We start from the raw sequence: 16,324 nt of genomic DNA on the forward strand, positions 1-16,324 counted from the left end.
GCGTTGTTGGCCGAGCCGACGCTGGGACCCGTCCAGACGCTGGAGGTCTATGACCCTGCCGTCGCCGAGATCGAGGCTGTGCTCGAGCACCGCAGAACCCTTGTGGCTGCTCGCACTTTGATGCTCCACCGCGTCGCGGACCAGATCTCCAAGCTGCCCACCGAAGTGCGCGACCAGTTCGCCACCAACGGCAAGATCGAGAGTCGGCTGCGCCGCCGCGAAGGGATCGACCCCGACACATGTTCGACCCCAGCGGGCCGGCACCGGCTCGACTTCAAAGGCAACCGGCGCATCAACTCAGTGCTGTACGTCGCGTCGGTCACCCAGCAGCGCACCCAGCCCCAAGCCGTCGCCTATCTCGCGCGCAAGACCGCGGAAGGCAAGACCCGAAGCGAAGCCAGACGAGCCCACAAACGCCACCTCGCCAACCGCGTCATCCGCCGAATGTGGCGCGACGAACAAGCACGAAACCGGCCACTCGCGCTCGCCGCTTGACAAGGGAGCGTCTGACAGACCCACGACGGGACCAACTAACGGGTCCCCGTCAGAGCAGCCAATCCGCCGGGTGATGTCCCGAGTCGGCTGGTCAGTCCCACAGGCGCCTGATGGGGATGGCCCGCAAGCGGTCGCCGAAACTGGCGCTGATCTCGCCGTCGTAGAGCACCACTCCGCACACGAAGCGATCTCCGACGGCCTTGCGAAGCTTGCGCAGACCGCGGAAGTCCGATTCGGTGACCGTGGCTGCGGCCTTGACTTCGATGCCTGCAAGCTGAGCAGCACCATGTTCGACCACGATGTCCACTTCGACACCGTCGCGGTCGCGAAAGTGAAAGAACCGCAGGTCGGCATCGTGCCAGCTGGCCTGTCGTCGCAGCTCGCCGAACACGAACGTCTCGAGCATCGTGCCGAGAAGCTCGCGGTCTGCGCGCAGCGCGTCGGGCGAGACGCCCATCAACGCGCACGCGACGCCGGTGTCTCCCAGATGCAGCTTCGGCATCTTGACGAGACGCTTTGTGCGATTGCTATGCCACGGCGTCAGCAATTCGATGATGAAGAGACGCTCGAGCAGCGCCAGATACTCCCGAATCGAAGGCGTGCTCAGCTGAAACGGGGCCGCCAGCCGGCTGACGTTGAACAGCCCAGAGGTCTGAGCCGCTGCCGCGGCCAGCAAGCGCGGCATCACGTCAAGCTGCTTGATCCGCGCAAGGTCCAGCACATCGCGCTGGGTGACCGTCTCGATGTAGTTGCTGTACCACCGTGACCGACGACGACCGTGGGGGCGTGCCAGCGCCGCCGGGAAGCCTCCAGCGCAGATGCGTTCAGCCAGTTCGTGGCCGAGTCGCTGATGCCCCATGGTGTCGAAACGGTCGCCGAACAGCTCGTCCAGGAAGCCTCGGCGCTGCGCTGTCCAGCTCTCAGCCGTCGAGGCTTGATGCTCGGCGTCACGGCTGGCGCTCACTTCAGCTTGAGACAACGGATGCAGCCGAACGATCTCCATGCGGCCTGCCAGGGAATCAGCCAGTCGCGGAAGCGAGAGCACATTTGTAGAGCCGGTCAACACGAAGCGGCCCGGTCGGCGATCGCGGTCGATCGAGATCTTGATGGCCGACATCAGTTCAGGGGCGCGCTGCACCTCATCCAGGACCACCCTCGGCGGTAGATCGGCGACGAACCCGACCGGATCGGCGCCGGCAGCGGCCAGAGCTGCACGATCATCGAGTGTTAGATAGGCGTAGCGTTGCCCGTTGGCATCATCGATGCCCGCACTCCGGGCACCCGGCAGATGGCTCGGCGCGCACAGCGCCTGCGCCAGCGTCGTCTTGCCGCACTGACGCGGACCATGAATCAGGACGGCCGGCGAGTCCGTGAGCGCCTCAGCGAGGCGCCGTGCCGCAAATCGAGGCATCAGCGACGCATCGATCATCGTCCAGCCTCCGTCGTGGCCCTCCCGCCGTGCGGCTGATTATAACTTCGAGGTACGGCTGATTGAAAGTTTCTGCTTCGGCTAGTTGAAACTTTCGAGGGCGGCTGTCTGCAAGCGGCACACGCCCGCAGCGCCACGCACGAGCGTCAGCTGAGCAGCCAGTCCGCAGGCGTGATGTCGGAGTCGGCGAACAGGCGTGACTGGAAGCGCCGCATACCCGACAGCCAACGGTCGATGTCCGATGCCTTGCGCTCGCGGTAGGTCTGCACCTCAGGATGGGGCAGCACCAAGAAGCGCTCTTCGGTCATGGCCTCGATGACGGTCTGTGCCAGCTCCGACGGCTGCAGGACACCGTCACCAGCTGCGGCCCCCGGCGTGCCTCGCCCCTGGTCGCCATTGCCGGTGCGATCGGGGCTGTTGGCCAAGATATTGGTGTCCACGGCCTGCGGGCACAGCATCGACACCACGATGCCCTTGTCGCCGTAGGTGATCGACAAGAACTCGCCCAGTGACACGGCCGCAGCCTTGGTGACCGCGTACTGCAGCGAGCCGAGCTGGGTCAAAAGGCCAGCCGCCGAGGCAGTGTTGAGCAGGTAGCCGCCGCCGTTGTGCACCATGACGGGAACGGCTGCCCGGGCCGCATACACGTGAGACATCACGTGGACTTCCCACATGCGCTGGATCTCGTCGTTGGAGACCTCGAGGCCGCCCTGGGTCACGTAGCCGGCGTTGGACACGAACACATCTAGTGCGCCGTGGGCTGCGACCGTGTCGGCCACAACCGTCTTGATGGCCTCCTCATCGGTGACATCGAGCCCGACGGCCGTGCCGCCAACCCGATCCGCCACGACCTGCGCGCCAGCCTCATCGCGGTCAACCACGACCAGCGCCCGCGCCCCTTCTGCCCCGAAGCGCTCCACGAGCGCCTCCCCGATTCCACTCGCCCCACCGGTGACGACAGCGACTTTGCCTGCAAGCTCCATGGCCCGGCAGCGTAATGGCGCCCGCCCCGTTGGCTTCGTGCTGCCATACCCTCCGTCGGGTCCCGCTGGCCGGGAGCACGGCGAGTAGCGCAGTGTCAGGCTGGTGCGGTCGGCACTGAAGGTCAGTGCAGCGTTGGAGGGACAGTGGCAGCACCGTTGGACGATGTGAGAGTGATCGAGGTGGACAGCTGGATGGCCACGCCGTCGGCGGGAGCGATCCTGGCCGACCTCGGTGCGGACGTCATCAAGGTGGAGCCGCTCGAGGGCGATCCGGCCCGGGGCTTCAGCCGGCCAGCCAAGCTTCCGCCCGAGATCAAGGACTACGACTTCCAGTTCGACGTGGACAACCGCGGCAAGCGCTCCATCGCAGTCGACCTGGACTCGGCACCCGGCCGCGAGGTGGTCCACCGGCTCATCGCAGGCGCGGACGTGTTCATGTGCAACCTGCTCGTCCACCGCCAGGAACGCTTCGGGCTCGATCCGGCCACGGTGACAGCGGTCAACCCGCGCATCGTGCATGCGACGCTGACCGGCTACGGCACCACCGGTCCGGAGGCGTGGCGTCCGGGCTACGACGTGACGGCGTTCTTCGGTCGCTCGGGCATCTACGACGCAATGCGTGAAGGGCCCAACGGGACGGTCCCCATGGCGCGCCCCGCCCAGGGCGATCACACGACCGGCCTCGCGCTCGTGGGGGCGGTGCTCGCCGCGCTGCGGATGGCCGAGCGAACCGGTGAGGCCCAAGCGGTGGAAACATCGCTGTACGAGACAGCCGTGTGGACTCAGGCCTCCGACTACGCCATCACCGCCATGGACAAGGCGCCGCTGCGCCAGCGCGCCCGCGAGAACATGATCATCCCCACCGCCAATCGCTATCCGTGCGGGGACGGCAAGTGGGTGGTGTTCAACATGCCCCAGGACAGCGCATGGCCGCTGCTGTGCCGGGTCATCGAGCGGCTCGACTGGCTGCAAGACGAGCGCTTCGCCGACATCCGTGGCCGGTTCGCCCACATGGGAGAGATCGTGGCCGGCATCGACGAAGCCCTTGCGCACCGGACCCGTGACGAGTGGGGCGAGATCTTCGACGCCGAGGGAATCATCTGGGGCCCGGTGCTGGGGCTGCACGAAGTGGCCGACGACCCCCAGGCCGAAGCGCTGGGCCTGTTCCCCACGCTCGACAGCCCCGACATCGGCGAGTACCGCAGCGTGGGCATCCCGATGCGGTTCGCGACGGCCGATGTCGGACCGCGTGGACCGTCTCCGAAGCTGGGCGATCACACACGCGAGCTGCTCACCGCCGCTGGCATGTCAGACGAAGCAATCGACAGGCTGATCGCCGAAGGCGCGGTGCACGAATCCTCAGCGGAGTGAGCCCGGTCGCCGCTCGGCTAGTCCACGATGGTCACCGTGAGGGTGTGGGCGCCAAGGTGATGCGGTTGTCCGTGAGGAAACCGCCGAACAGGGTCAGGGTGGCCCGGCGCCGGCCCCGGCCGGCCCAGGCTGCTGTGGGCGCGCCACTCCACGGTGGCCGCGCCGCTGCTGCCGGACACCGTCTCGGGCACGGCGGTCAGGGTCGTCTCCCCGTCCGCCCACAGGAAATACTGGTGATAGCCCACGAAGGGCCAGACGGGCCGGGTGTCGGTCCACAGGTTGCCCAGCGGCTGGAAGTCCCGGCTGCAGTCAGGCAGCACTCTGGTGCCGAAGCCGTCGGCGGCGGTTACCCACACCTGGAAGGTGTTGAGTCCGACCCTGAGGTTGGCCGTGGCCGCCGCGTCGGTGGCCAGGGTGGCCCGGCGCAGCTTGACGACATATCCGGCGCTGGCGTTGCTGATGGTGGGCGTGACGATCAGAGAGGTTTAGGCGTTGGCCACGGTGGCGGTGTAGTAGCGGTTGCCGGGGGTGAATGCCGGCGAGAGGGTCCCCACGCTGATGGACCGGTCCGCGCCCATGCCGACGTCCTGAGGCTGAGACTGAAGCTGTGGCCGGGATCGACGTACATGATGAGCGCGATCTCCGACTGCGGGTCGCCGAAGGCGCTGTCGCCCTCCACCAGGCTGCCCGACGCCGCCTTGGCCGACCAGCGCCAACAACGCTCGTGACAACAGCGCCGACCCGGACCCTGCCCGGCCGCCGAGCACCCCGAACACCCGCCCTCCTCAGCACAGCCCGCCACAGCCGGACGCGCCACGAAACCCCAGCGCCACAAGCAAGAATGGGGAGAAGCGAGAGGACATGAAAGCCTCACAAACTCAACTCGAATGCTGGGATTGACTTACGTAGTTACCCAATGATGTTGCACCCCCTATCTACGTTGGGGGTATGGCAAACGGGTTGAGCGTGTTCCAGGTGTTCGAGATGTTCCCCGACGAGGCGACCGCGGAGGCGTGGTTCGTGGCGCAGCGCTGGCCTGACGGGGTGCGTTGCATCGAGTGTCTGTCGTCGAATGTGCAGGTACGGGCGACGCGCAAGCCGCAGCCGTTCCGCTGCCGCGCTTGCCGCAAGGATTTCAGCGTCAAGACGGGGAGCGTGATGCACGCGTCGAAGCTGGGGGGTGGGGGTGCGGGTGTGGGTGCTGGCGATGTGGTTGCTGTCGGATCGGTGCAAGGGAACGTCGTCGCATCAACTGGCGCGTGATCTGGGGGTGACGCAGAAGTCGGCGTGGTTCTTGGCGCATCGCATCCGGGCGGCGTGGGCCGACACGTACACGACGGACCGGTTCGAGGGTCCGGTCGAGGTGGACGAGACGTGGATCGGGGATCGAGCGACGTCCCGTCACGCGACGCGGCAGAAGGACCCGACCCTTGACGTGCATACCCCGGTGATCGGCACGGTCGACCACGACTCAGGAAAGTCGGTGGCGGTGCCTATCGAGCGGACGAACGCGGCGACCCTGGTGGGGTTCGTCAAGGAACGCACCACGCCGGGGGCGATGGTGCGCACTGATGAGCACAAGTCGCATGCGGGTCTAGGCGGGCTGGGGTATCGGCACTCGACGGTGACCCATTCCCGCGGTGTGTACGTCGCCAGCGACGGGGCGTCGACGAACAGCATCGAGTCGTTCTGGTCGCTGCTCAAGCGCGGCTACGTGGGCACCTACCACTACTGGTCCCGCAAGCATCTGGGCCGCAATCTGGTCGAGTTCACGACTCGACACAACGCTCGTCATGTGGCGCCGGTGGCCCGGCTGAAAGCGTTGGCGGCTGGCTGTGACGGCAAACGGCTCGACTGGGCAACCCTCACTCCGTGTTAGATGCTCATCACAAACTGATTGTTGAACATGGTGATGTGGTACCTAGACAACATGTCCATCCCGACTATCACATCGCAAGCACTCGTGTCGAAGCCCAACTGGATGGCTTTGACGGTGGCGGTGCTGCGATAGTCCTCAACAACTGCATTGCCGTCGGCGCTCATGCTGGTGGTTCGCACAGGGATGTGAACACACAGCATGTACTCGTCAGCATCGACCACGGACCCGTCGGCTGTACTGGTCTGGCGAACGCCACAGCTAGCAACCCTGAGAGCGTCGATTACCGCTTGCGAAACAGCGGTGCCGGTAGCGCCGGTGTCGACTAGCGCCTTGAATGCGTGTCGATCATCGGCTGTCTCAGATGCGGCGACGAGCACCACCATCAGGATTCTGCCGTCCTGAATGTCTTGTCTAACAGGATGCTGAAGAACGCAGGTTTCGCAAGATCTACAAGCGTCTGACCTGGGGGTTTGGGATCCCGCTGCCCTCGAATCGGGACTTTTTCAGCACCCTGCTAAATGTCGGCATCAAGTCAGTGCTGTCAGGAGTCCCATTGAGATCGGCTGTGCGCCGATCCGTTGCATCGAGAACTTGCCGGAGCCGTAGCGGTCTAGCCCGACCGAATACGCATCCTCATCGTCGTTGAACAGTCCGACGACTTCTCCGTTGTACATGAGCGCGATGCGACCCAAGTCTGTCTGTTCCAGATCATCTTGGTATTTCTCTTGATAGGCCTTGTAATTCGTTCGCGCTTCTGACATGACCCACCTCCCTCATCCTGTGAGCACGGCGGCACGATAACACCGCCGGAACCAGTGTCGCATAGATTTGACATGTCGCTTGGCCGCAGCCGAGATCCACAGTTATTCGCCGCACCACCACCGCAGACTGCTAGCCGTCATGTCATCGCCGCCCATTTGACGGTGATGCTCGTAGCACTCCGCTCGCGAGTCGAAGCCGCGCTCTCGCCAGCGGGTCCCGCTGGCCGGGAGCGCGGCCGGGCTACGACGTGACCGCGTTCTTCGGTCGCTCGGGCATCTACGACGCAATGCGTGAAGGGCCCGACGGAACGGTCCCCATGGCCCGCCCCGCCCTCGACGCGGGGTTGTCGGGGGCGGGTCGGTTGGGGGTGGGTGTGTTATTGGAGCATGGGGCAGGGGAGTGCGTCGGGTCCTGTCAGCGTGGTGCCTGTTGAGTGCCATTCGATCAGGACGGGGGCTTGGACTTTGACGACGGCGGGGAAGCCGGTGCCGTTGTTGGTGACGGCGGCGACGTAGTAGGTGAACTTGTGGCCTGCGGCGCCGGGCCGCAGGGGTTCGTGGACATAGGTGGTGGTGTCGGCGTCGGTGGTGGCGATGTCGTAGCCGTAGCGGCGGTGGTCGGTGTTGGGTTTGCGCTGGCTGATGACGGGGTGGCCGTAGTGGGTGCGCATGATTTTGTAGCCGGTGATGCCGCTCGTCCCGGCGGGTGCCTGCCAGGTCAGGGTGACCGTCTTGCAGAATCTGGCTGTTTGGCCGGTGAGGCGGCCTCTGTTGTCTCTGTCGCGGACCGTGACGGATCCGGCGATGTCGGTCATGGCGGCGGTCAGGCTCTGCGGTGCGTCGGCGGGTCGGACATAGGGGGCGCCGTTGTAGGTCAGCAGGCTGGTCAGGGGCACGAACGCGAGGGGGGCGCCCAGGTGCGGGGTGCTGGGCCGCACGTCGAGCTCGGTCAGGTTGGCGAGGCCGTCGAAGAGGTTGTTGAAGTAGTTGTTGTTGACGAATTTGATGCCTCGTCCTCTGTAGGACATGGCGTTGAGGCGCAGGGTCTCGAGGCTGTCCAAGCCGCCGAAGATGTCTGCGGGGATCCTCGGCGTGCTCAGGTGGCGGTTGTGGCTGAGGTCGAGCTCGATCAGGCTGTCCAGGGAGTCGAAGACGCCCGGGGGCAACGTGTCCAGGCCGGTGTCGCTGAGGTCCAGCTCGGTCAGGCTCCCCAGGTCGTCGAACATACCGGCGGGCAGGGTGCCCAGGTAGCTGCCGCTGAGGTCGAGGCGTTCGAGACCGACCAGCCCGTCGAGGTCGGCCGGTCTCAGCGGCTGGGTGCCGGTCACCCGGATGCGCAGGTCGGTGATGGCTGCGATGTCCGCCCCCAACGCGCTGCTGCAGGTGTCGGCGGCGGATGTGGCCGCCAGGATCGCCTCGACCACGGCAGCCGTGCGGCCGCAGATGTCGTTCGGTGCGCGGCCTGAGGGTGACCAGGCGCCGGTGCCCTCGGCGTTCGTGGCCCGCACCTGTACCTGCACGTGGAAGAGGGTGGCGGCGGTCAGGCCGGTGATAACGCGGGGGGAGGAAGCGCCCGGCAAGATGTTCCGCGAATCGCTGTCGCCCTCTCGATATCGCACGTCATAGCTGGTGATCGGCGGGCCGGTATTGGCCGGGGCATTCCAGCTCACGGTCAGCCTGTCGGTCATCGTCCCGACCGTGCGCACCCTGGGCGCTACGGGCGCCCCCGGCGGCTCGGCCACGTCGGTCAGGGTGATGGTCACCGCGATGGAGGCGGTGTTGTTGTCGGTGTGGGTACCGTCAGTAGCGCTTACCGTCACCGAGTAGTTGGACTTAGCCTCGAAGTTGTAGGAGACCCCGGATCTGGTGCGGATCTGCCCGGTGGTCGAGTCGATGGTGAATGACGCCGCGTCGGTGCCGCCCAGACTGTAGGTCACCAACTCGCCGGTGGTGGCGGTGTCGGCGTCGCTGGCCGCCACGGGGGCGCCCACGTCGACGCCGGCGCCCGGGTTCTCGGCGATGCTGAGGGTCACGGGCGCGGTGTCGGAGAACACCGGCACGTTGTTGCTGGCGGTGCCGACCCCGAGCACCTCCGAGAGGGCGTAGTAGGGAAGGTTCCGCAGGTTAGCGCTGGCATAAGTCGTATTCCCATCGACAGGATCACCGGTGCCGTCGAGCCTTCCGACATTGACGTTGGTGTCGCCGAGCGCCGACGATGCCGCCGTCCCGTCGCTGTCGCTGCCGGTCCAGACCTCACCGTTCAGGGGAACGTCGACGTCGCCGGCGGCGTTCCTGGGGTTTGCCTCGTCGTCCCAGTCCCCGTCGTAGAAGTCCTCGTAGTCGTCGGCGACCTTGGAACCGTTCAACCAGTAGATGGGGAGGCCCTTAGCGGTGGCTGTGTAGGCGGTCCCGCTGTTCTCGTTGGCGTCGTCGTCATCGGTGCTGGCGACGACGCGGAAGCCAGAGGCGTAGGGCCTGATGGCCCGATGAGCGTGGCCGACCCTGACGTCAGCTTGGGCGCGACGGTTGTAGTCATCGATGTTGCTGGACCTCGGGGGTAAGCCTCCGGAGGTGAGGAACAGGATCCGGAACATGTCGCCGGCGACCAGGCCGCTGGGTTTGAGCTCCCAGTTCAGCGCCACGATGGTCGCCGTGGCGGTCGTGCCCCGACCCGAGGCCGACCACGCCGTGACGCCCTCGGTGTTCCCGGCGCGCACCTGCACCTCGTAGGCCGTGCCGGAGGTCAGGCCGATGATCGTGGCGGCGAGGCGAGTGCCGTTGTGGGGCCAGTTGCTCCAGGCTCCGGTGCCGTCGGTGCGGTACCGCACGTCGTAGTCGCTGATCGGGTGGCTCGTGTTGGACGGCGCCGTCCAGGTGACGTACAGGCGGTCCAGCGAAGTCACCGCGCTCACCGCAGGCGCGCCCGGCGCGGCGGTAGGCGGCTCTTCCACGTCGGTCACCGTGATGATCACCGTGATAGAGGCGCTGTAGGTGCCGTCGGTGACGGTCACCACCACCGAATAGCGGGACCTGGTCTCGTGGTCATAGGTCACCCCCGCCTTGGTCAGGATCCGCCCGCTGGTCGAACCGATGTCGAACGACGCCGCATCCGCGCCCCCCAGCGAATACATCAGCGAGTCGCCGAGGTCCGCGTCGGTGGCCGCCACCAGGTCGCCCACGTTGGTGAACGCACTGGAGTTCTCCGGCACACTGCGCGCCGCGGGGTCCGAATCGGAGAACACCGGCGTGCTGCCGCCCACCGTGAACACCTCAGACAGGGCGTAATAGCGAAGACTCGAACGCGGTGTGAAAAACGTGTAAGTGCCTGCAGTGTTGGCTACGCAATCGATGGGACCGCCCGCAGCGGTGAGGCATCCGAGAGCGACGGTGCCTTCGCCTAAGGCCTGCGAGTTGTTGTTAGCTATCGCTTCGGTGCCGTTGCTGTTGCTTCCGGTCCAGATCCAGGCGTTGCTGGAGCCGGCTCTGTTGCCGTTGCGGCCCCGGGGGTTGGCCTCGTCGTCCCAGCCCCCGTCGTGGAAGTCCTCGTAGTCGTCGGCGACCTTGGAGCCGTTGAGCCAGTAGATCGGGACGCCCTTGTCGGCATTGGTCCAGGCGGTCGAGGCGTTGTCGCGGGCGTCGTCGTCGGCGGTGCTGCCCACGACCCGGAACCCCGAGCTGTAGGGCTTGATGGCGGAGTGGGCGTTGGAGGCGTTGGCCTGGGACTGGACGTAGGTGTTGTAGTCGTCGATGTCGGACGAGGTCGGGGCGTGGCCTGCGTAGGTGACGAACAGCAGCCGGAACCGGTCGCCGCCGGCCAGTCCGGCGGGCGCGAGGGCCCAGTTGCGGGGGACTTCGGAGTCGGCGTCGGTGAACACAGCGACCCTGGGCGCCACCTCCACGGACTCCAAGTTTCCGTCCTTTTGGTGCTGCACCGCTGCCTGCTCTTGGTCGTCTGGTCCATTGGGAGCCAGGTCGGGAGACGATTCCTCATCGGGTGTCGTCGTGTCGGGTACCGGCGGCGGCGGTTCGGGCTGCGGCGGGGCCGGCGGGGTGTCGGCTCTGACGTAGCCGGACCACTGGCTGACCCCGGTCGGGCTGACCGCCTTGGCCCGGTAGACATAGCTGCCCGACGCCGATACCGAGGTGTCGGTGTAGCTGGTGTCGGGGCCGGCGTCGGCCTCGATCACGCGGAAGACGCCCACTGCGTCCGCGTCGCGGTCGCGGCGAAGGATGGCGTAGTGGGTGACGGCGGGGTCCGTTGACGCCGTCCAGGTGAGGGTGACCTCATCGTGGGCGGCGGAGGCCCCGAGGCTGTGGGGCCTCGCCGGGGGGCTGTCGCCGACCGCTGCGGGAGTCGGGGCCACCTCGTGGTTCTGGGCCCAGGCGGGGACAGCCACGACCACGGTGGCCGCCAGCGCCACCGCAGCGCCCACCACAACGGCGCGTCTCACCGCGCCGGGCGGGCTCATCGGCCCGGGTTCGCCGGAGTTGCCCGAACGGCGCGATCTACGGGGGGGGGGGGGTCTGCGACACGGCTGCTACCGCCTTCGGATTTTTCGTTGTGCAGCGCTTGTGCTCAGCGCGTGGCCAGTTGTGAGGCACCGTCACATAAATATGAGATGCAAAAATACTGTAGAGCACGCCCGCGAGCAGACCGTCCATGAGCGAACCCATGCCGATGTCACCGCGGGGTGCTGGTGAGCGGTGCACTGCGCGCAGCGTGATGCGCAGCGCCCGCAGCGGCTGTCGTGCTTCCACAGGATCGGGCGCCAGCGCTGTGCCCGCATGGCCCGGCGCCGATGATGGCTACCTGTGCCATGGCTGGATCGCCCCTGTGATGAGGTGCGCATGTAGCGACAGCAAGGACCTATAGGACGCACGGGACAAAGGCAGCCGCTATTCCAGCAGTTCGTCGAGAGCGGCCAGCACGAGGGTCACGTTGCGGGGCCGGGCTGTGTGGCCCATGCAGCCGATGCGCCAGCATTTGCCCGCGAACGCCACCAGTTCGAAGCCCCGGGCCTCGAGCACCGGGCGGGTGAAGGCCGCGATCGCCGCCGGGTACGGATTGGAGGGGCCGGGGCCCATGAGAATCCGTTCGCTGTGCTGCGTCATTGAGACATCCTCCATCAGATTAGTGATATCACCCACCACATTAGTGGTAAGGTCGCGCGATCCGCCGACGGAGAAGCCGCGGTGTGGAACGGAATCCATCACATTTTCGAGGCTGACCCCCCCTGGGCCGGCTGGCAGATCGGATGCACCCCATGAGCCATCACCAAATCACCGAGCGGAGGCGCAGGCTGCATCGCAGCGAGCTGGCCGTGCCCGGATCGCTTCCCTCGCTGTTCGAGAAGGCGGCCGCGAGCTCCGCCGACTACGTCTTCTTGGACCTTGAGGATGCGGTGGCGCCCGACGACAAGGAATCGGCTCGACACAACGTGATCGAGGCTCTGGCTGGCATCGACTGGCGAGCGGCCGCCAAGACGATCTCAGTGCGGATTAACGGGCTCGACACCCACTACATGTACCGTGACCTGATCGATGTAGTGGAGCAGGCAGGGGCGCACCTCGACACCGTCATGATCCCCAAGGTCGGGGTTCCCGGAGACGTGTACACGGTGGACGCGCTCCTCTCCCAGATGGAGCAGGCCCTTGGCCTCCGCCACCGCATAGGCGTGGAGGCTCTGATCGAGACGGCGCTGGGCATGGCCAACGTGGAGGCGGTTGCTGCGGCCAGCCCCCGCTTGGAGGCGCTGCACTTCGGAGTGGCCGACTACGCGGCCTCGTGCCGGGCTCGGACCATGACCATCGGCGGGCTCAATCCCGACTACCCCGGCGACCAGTGGCACTCGGCCCTGTCCCGCCTGCTCGTGGCCTGCCGTGCCAACGGTCTGCGCGCCATCGACGGACCGTTCGGCGACTTCTCCGATCCTGAGGGGTTCATGGCCGGAGCCCGACGGGCCGCCGCCCTCGGATACGACGGCAAGTGGGCCATCCACCCGTCCCAAGTCGATCTGGCCAACGAGGTCTTCACGCCACCGGCAGCCGAGGTGGAGCAGGCCCGGCGGGTGCTCGGGGCGCTGGATGAGGCGGCTGCCGCGGGCCGGGGCGCGGCCCAGCTCGACGGGCGGATGATCGACGCGGCGTCGGCCCGGATGGCCCGCAACGTGGTGGAGACGACCGACGCCATCGCCGCCGTCACCGGCTGACGGCACGCACCAGGGCGTCGAAGGGTCGGACACAGGGGCAGCCGAGGGGGCGTCGGGAGACGTCGCAGAGCGGGCCGCAGCCGCGGACCCCGCATCCAACGATGAACGGAGGGGCGTTCATGGAAATACACGAGTACCAGGCCAAGGCGATACTGGCCGATTACGGGGTGGCCATCCCGGAGGGCGGGCTGGCCTACAGCCCGGAGCAGGCCACCTACCGGGCCTCCGAGATCGGGGGCGAGCGGTGGGTGGTGAAGGCCCAGGTCCACGCCGGGTCCCGCGGGCAGGCGGGTGGCATACGGATCTGCAGCCATGAGCGTGAGATCTGGGAGGCCGCCGACGAGCTGCTGGGCAAGCGGCTCGTCACCCACCAGACGGACGGGCGGGGCAAGGGCGTGTACCGGCTCTATGTGGAGGCGGCCGTCGCGAGCGAGCGCGAGGTCTATCTCGGGTTCGTGCTCGACCGTTCCGCTGAGCGGGTGATGGTGGTGGCGTCGGCCGCCGGGGGAACCGACATCGAGGAGATCGCGGCCAACGACCCTGACTCGATCGTGCGGGTCAATGTGGAGCCGGCAGTGGGGATCCAGTCCTTCGAGGCCCGGGAGATCGCCTTCGCCGTCGGTCTCGACGCCAGCCTCGTCCCCCAGGCCGTGCATCTGATGACGGCCTGCTACCGGGCATTCCTCGACCTCGACGCCACCATGCTGGAGATCAACCCGCTGGCCGTCACCGCTGACGGCCGCCTGCTGGCGCTGGACGCAAAGATGACCTTCGACGACAACGCCCTGTTCCGCCACCAAGACGTGTCGGAGCTGCGGGACAAGTCGCAGGAGGATCCCCGGGAGCGGACGGCCAACGACCGGGGCCTCAGCTACGTAGGGCTCGAGGGCGACATCGGCTGCATCATCAACGGGGCGGGCCTGGCCATGGCCACGATGGACATGATCAAGCAGGCCGGGGGCGAGCCCGCCAACTTCCTCGACATCGGAGGGGGAGCATCCCCTGAGCGGGTGCTGAAGGCGTTCCGGCTGGTGCTCTCCGACGAGAAGGTCAAGGCCGTGCTGGTGAACATCTTCGCCGGCATCAACCGCTGCGACTGGGTGGCCGAAGGCGTGGTGCAGGCCCTGCAGCAGCTCGAGGTGCCGGTGCCGGTGGTGGTGCGCCTGTCGGGCACCAACGTGGAGGAGGGGCGGCGCATCCTCGCCGAGGCCGACGTGGCCGTGATCACGGCCGACTCGCTGGCTGAGGCGGGCGTGAGAGCGGTGGAATCCATCGCGGGGAGGGCGGCCTGATGAGCATCATCCTCGACGAGTCCACACCCGTGGTCGTGCAGGGCATCACCGGGCGCATCGCCACCTTCCACACCTCCGAAATGCGCGAGTACGGCACCAACGTCGTCGGAGGCGTCACGCCGGGCCGGGGCGGGATGACCCACTGCGGCGTCGACGTGTTCGACACCATGAAGCAGGCCGTGGCCGCCACCGGCGCCACCGCCAGCATCGTGTTCGTGCCGCCGCCGTTCGCGGCGGACGCCATCATGGAGGCGGCCGACGCCGGCATCGAGCACTGCGTGTGCGTCACCGACGGCATCCCGGTGCAGGACATGATGCGGGTGAAGCGCTACCTGCGCCGCTACCAGCACGCCAAGCGAATGTGCCTGATCGGCCCCAACTGCGCGGGGGTGATCAGCCCGGGCCGGGCCATGATGGGCATCATGCCCCCGCACATCTACGAGCGCGGCCCGGTGGGAGTCATCAGCCGGTCGGGGACGCTGGGATACGAGGCGGCGTCGCAGCTCAAGGCGGTGGGGATCGGGGTCAGCACCAGCGTCGGGATCGGCGGCGACCCCATCAACGGGAGCTCGTTCCTCGACCACCTCAAACGGTTCGAGGCCGACGGCGAGACGGAGGCGATCGTGATGATCGGCGAGATCGGCGGGCTTCAGGAGGCCCAGGCCGCCCACTACGCCCGCGACCACATGTACAAGCCCGTGGTGGGCTACATCGCCGGACTCACCGCGCCCAAGGGCCGAACGATGGGCCACGCCGGCGCCATCGTGTCCACCGTCGGGGAGTCGGCCGCCGAGAAGGTGCAGCTCATGCGGGAGTGCGGCGTGACGATAGTGAAGCTGCCGTCGGACTTCGGCACGACCGTCCCCAAGGTCCTGCGCCGCTGAAGGGGTCCGTGGAACCGGCGGATAACCCCTCCGTGCCACTAGCCCTCCTCGATGACCAAGGCAACAGAATCCAACAACCCGCCTCCACTAGACCCGGTACAGACCAACACCTCAGGCTAAGTTCGCCCGCACAGTTCTCTCCGCAAGGAGGCACGGGGATGCGACATGTCTTGATCGTGGCCAACCAGACCCTCGTCGGCAGCCACCTGCATGAGCGGGTCGAGCATGTCTTGGCCATCGACCCCGAAACCCGGTTCCACATCGTCGTGCCCGCGACGGGCGCCAACGGCCCCGACCCCGCGCGGGCGCTGGCGGGCGCTCGCCGTCGGCTCAGCCAGGCCTTCGAATCCCTCGACGACATCGGCGCCCGCGTCACCGGCGAAGTGGGTCCCGCACACCCTGTCGTAGCGGTCAACTTGGCGATCGACCGGCTGAACCCCGACCTCATCATCCTGAGCACGCTGCCCGCCGGTGCCAGCCGGTGGCTGCACCTGGACCTGCCGCATCGCCTCCAGCGACGCTTCGGTGTGCCGGTGGAGCACATCTCGGCCGAAACCCAGACCGTCGACCGTGCGGGCACTTTCGAGCCGCCCGTGCTGCACACTCCCGACGACACCGTCCACGTGCTGCTGGCAGAAGAGAACCAGCACGACGTCGACGTCATCACCCTGGCGCTCGCCGAGGCGGGAACCCGCAACCAGCTGCGTGTCGCCCACGACGGCGCCAACGCGTTGTCGTTCATGCGCGCCGTGGGCCCGTCCGAGATCGATCTGGTGCTGTTCGACCTGAAGCTGCCGGTCGTGAGCGGGTTCGACCTGCTGGCCGAGGTGCGCGCCGCTGACGAGTTCGACAAGGTGATGATGGTTGCGCTCACCACCGAGGAAGCCGCCGACGACCGTGCCCGGGCTTACGACCTCGGCGCCGACGCCTTCGTGATGAAGCGGCCTGACTACAGCCAGATGGCCCACGTCATCGACGACCTCCTCGCCGAGGTCGCCGGGTAACCGGCGACAAGCAAGCA

15 protein-coding genes are annotated in these 16,324 nt (G+C 67.0%); 8 read left to right on the forward strand and 7 right to left on the reverse strand.

Annotated elements, in window-relative coordinates; genetic code table 11:
* Nucleotides 1-6 precede the first annotated feature (6 nt).
* Nucleotides 7-495: a hypothetical protein gene (locus ACOCMM_RS16580; RefSeq protein ID WP_419554233.1), complete on the forward strand. Its 489-nt coding sequence runs from the start codon at nucleotides 7-9 to the stop codon at nucleotides 493-495.
* Nucleotides 496-586: 91 nt separating this feature from the next.
* Here the strand turns inward: ACOCMM_RS16580 and ACOCMM_RS16585 are convergent, their stop codons facing one another.
* Nucleotides 587-1,924, reverse strand: coding sequence for an ATP-binding protein (locus ACOCMM_RS16585; protein WP_419554234.1), 1,338 nt, complete (start codon nucleotides 1,922-1,924; stop codon nucleotides 587-589).
* Nucleotides 1,925-2,070: 146 nt separating this feature from the next.
* Nucleotides 2,071-2,907, reverse strand: a complete 837-nt coding sequence (locus ACOCMM_RS16590) for an SDR family oxidoreductase (RefSeq protein WP_419554235.1) — start codon at nucleotides 2,905-2,907, stop codon at nucleotides 2,071-2,073.
* Nucleotides 2,908-3,051: 144 nt separating this feature from the next.
* Between ACOCMM_RS16590 and ACOCMM_RS16595 the strand changes: the two genes are divergently transcribed.
* Nucleotides 3,052-4,278 carry a CaiB/BaiF CoA transferase family protein gene (locus ACOCMM_RS16595; RefSeq protein WP_419554236.1) on the forward strand — a complete coding sequence of 409 codons (1,227 nt, stop codon included), beginning with the start codon at nucleotides 3,052-3,054 and terminating at the stop codon, nucleotides 4,276-4,278.
* A 17-nt stretch (nucleotides 4,279-4,295) separates the two neighbouring features.
* On the opposite strand, the gene ACOCMM_RS16600 is transcribed toward ACOCMM_RS16595, so the two are convergent.
* Complete coding sequence (locus ACOCMM_RS16600; protein WP_419554237.1) at nucleotides 4,296-4,634, reverse strand: hypothetical protein; 339 nt, start codon at nucleotides 4,632-4,634, stop codon at nucleotides 4,296-4,298.
* Nucleotides 4,635-5,226: 592 nt separating this feature from the next.
* On the opposite strand from ACOCMM_RS16600, the gene ACOCMM_RS16605 reads away from it, so the two are divergent.
* Nucleotides 5,227-5,541 carry a transposase gene (locus ACOCMM_RS16605; protein ID WP_419554238.1) on the forward strand — a complete coding sequence of 105 codons (315 nt, stop codon included), beginning with the start codon at nucleotides 5,227-5,229 and terminating at the stop codon, nucleotides 5,539-5,541.
* Nucleotides 5,486-6,157 (forward strand): IS1595 family transposase, encoded by a 672-nt coding sequence (locus ACOCMM_RS16610; protein WP_419554239.1) that lies wholly within the window; start codon nucleotides 5,486-5,488, stop codon nucleotides 6,155-6,157. The genes ACOCMM_RS16605 and ACOCMM_RS16610 overlap by 56 nt, the downstream gene beginning before the upstream one ends.
* Here the strand turns inward: ACOCMM_RS16610 and ACOCMM_RS16615 are convergent.
* From ACOCMM_RS16615 to ACOCMM_RS16630, 4 genes are all read right to left on the reverse strand, one after another.
* Nucleotides 6,154-6,540: a retroviral-like aspartic protease family protein gene (locus tag ACOCMM_RS16615; RefSeq protein ID WP_419554240.1), complete on the reverse strand. Its 387-nt coding sequence runs from the start codon at nucleotides 6,538-6,540 to the stop codon at nucleotides 6,154-6,156. The genes ACOCMM_RS16610 and ACOCMM_RS16615 overlap by 4 nt on opposite strands.
* Nucleotides 6,541-6,684: 144 nt before the next feature.
* Nucleotides 6,685-6,918, reverse strand: a complete 234-nt coding sequence (locus ACOCMM_RS16620) for a hypothetical protein (RefSeq protein ID WP_419554241.1) — start codon at nucleotides 6,916-6,918, stop codon at nucleotides 6,685-6,687.
* Nucleotides 6,919-7,295: 377 nt separating this feature from the next.
* Nucleotides 7,296-11,387 carry a fibronectin type III domain-containing protein gene (locus ACOCMM_RS16625; protein WP_419554242.1) on the reverse strand — a complete coding sequence of 1,364 codons (4,092 nt, stop codon included), beginning with the start codon at nucleotides 11,385-11,387 and terminating at the stop codon, nucleotides 7,296-7,298.
* Between the two features lie 427 nt (nucleotides 11,388-11,814).
* A complete protein-coding gene (locus ACOCMM_RS16630; protein WP_419554930.1) occupies nucleotides 11,815-12,030 on the reverse strand; it encodes a hypothetical protein in 216 nt (71 codons plus the stop codon).
* Between the two features lie 152 nt (nucleotides 12,031-12,182).
* Between ACOCMM_RS16630 and ACOCMM_RS16635 the strand changes: the two genes are divergently transcribed.
* The 4 genes from ACOCMM_RS16635 to ACOCMM_RS16650 all read left to right on the forward strand — a co-directional run bounded on the left by ACOCMM_RS16635 (nucleotide 12,183) and on the right by ACOCMM_RS16650 (nucleotide 16,307).
* A complete protein-coding gene (locus ACOCMM_RS16635; protein WP_419554243.1) occupies nucleotides 12,183-13,127 on the forward strand; it encodes an HpcH/HpaI aldolase/citrate lyase family protein in 945 nt (314 codons plus the stop codon).
* Between the two features lie 119 nt (nucleotides 13,128-13,246).
* Nucleotides 13,247-14,419, forward strand: coding sequence for a malate--CoA ligase subunit beta (locus tag ACOCMM_RS16640; RefSeq protein WP_419554244.1), 1,173 nt, complete (start codon nucleotides 13,247-13,249; stop codon nucleotides 14,417-14,419).
* On the forward strand, nucleotides 14,419-15,303 hold the full coding sequence (gene sucD / locus ACOCMM_RS16645) for a succinate--CoA ligase subunit alpha (protein WP_419554245.1): 885 nt from the start codon (nucleotides 14,419-14,421) through the stop codon (nucleotides 15,301-15,303). The genes ACOCMM_RS16640 and sucD overlap by 1 nt, the downstream gene beginning before the upstream one ends.
* A 158-nt stretch (nucleotides 15,304-15,461) precedes the next feature.
* Nucleotides 15,462-16,307, forward strand: coding sequence for a response regulator (locus ACOCMM_RS16650; RefSeq protein WP_419554246.1), 846 nt, complete (start codon nucleotides 15,462-15,464; stop codon nucleotides 16,305-16,307).
* Nucleotides 16,308-16,324: the final 17 nt, after the last annotated feature.

The organism is Candidatus Poriferisodalis sp., assembly GCF_965198245.1.
In the GTDB taxonomy this organism is placed as follows: Bacteria; Actinomycetota; Acidimicrobiia; order Acidimicrobiales; family Poriferisodalaceae; genus Poriferisodalis.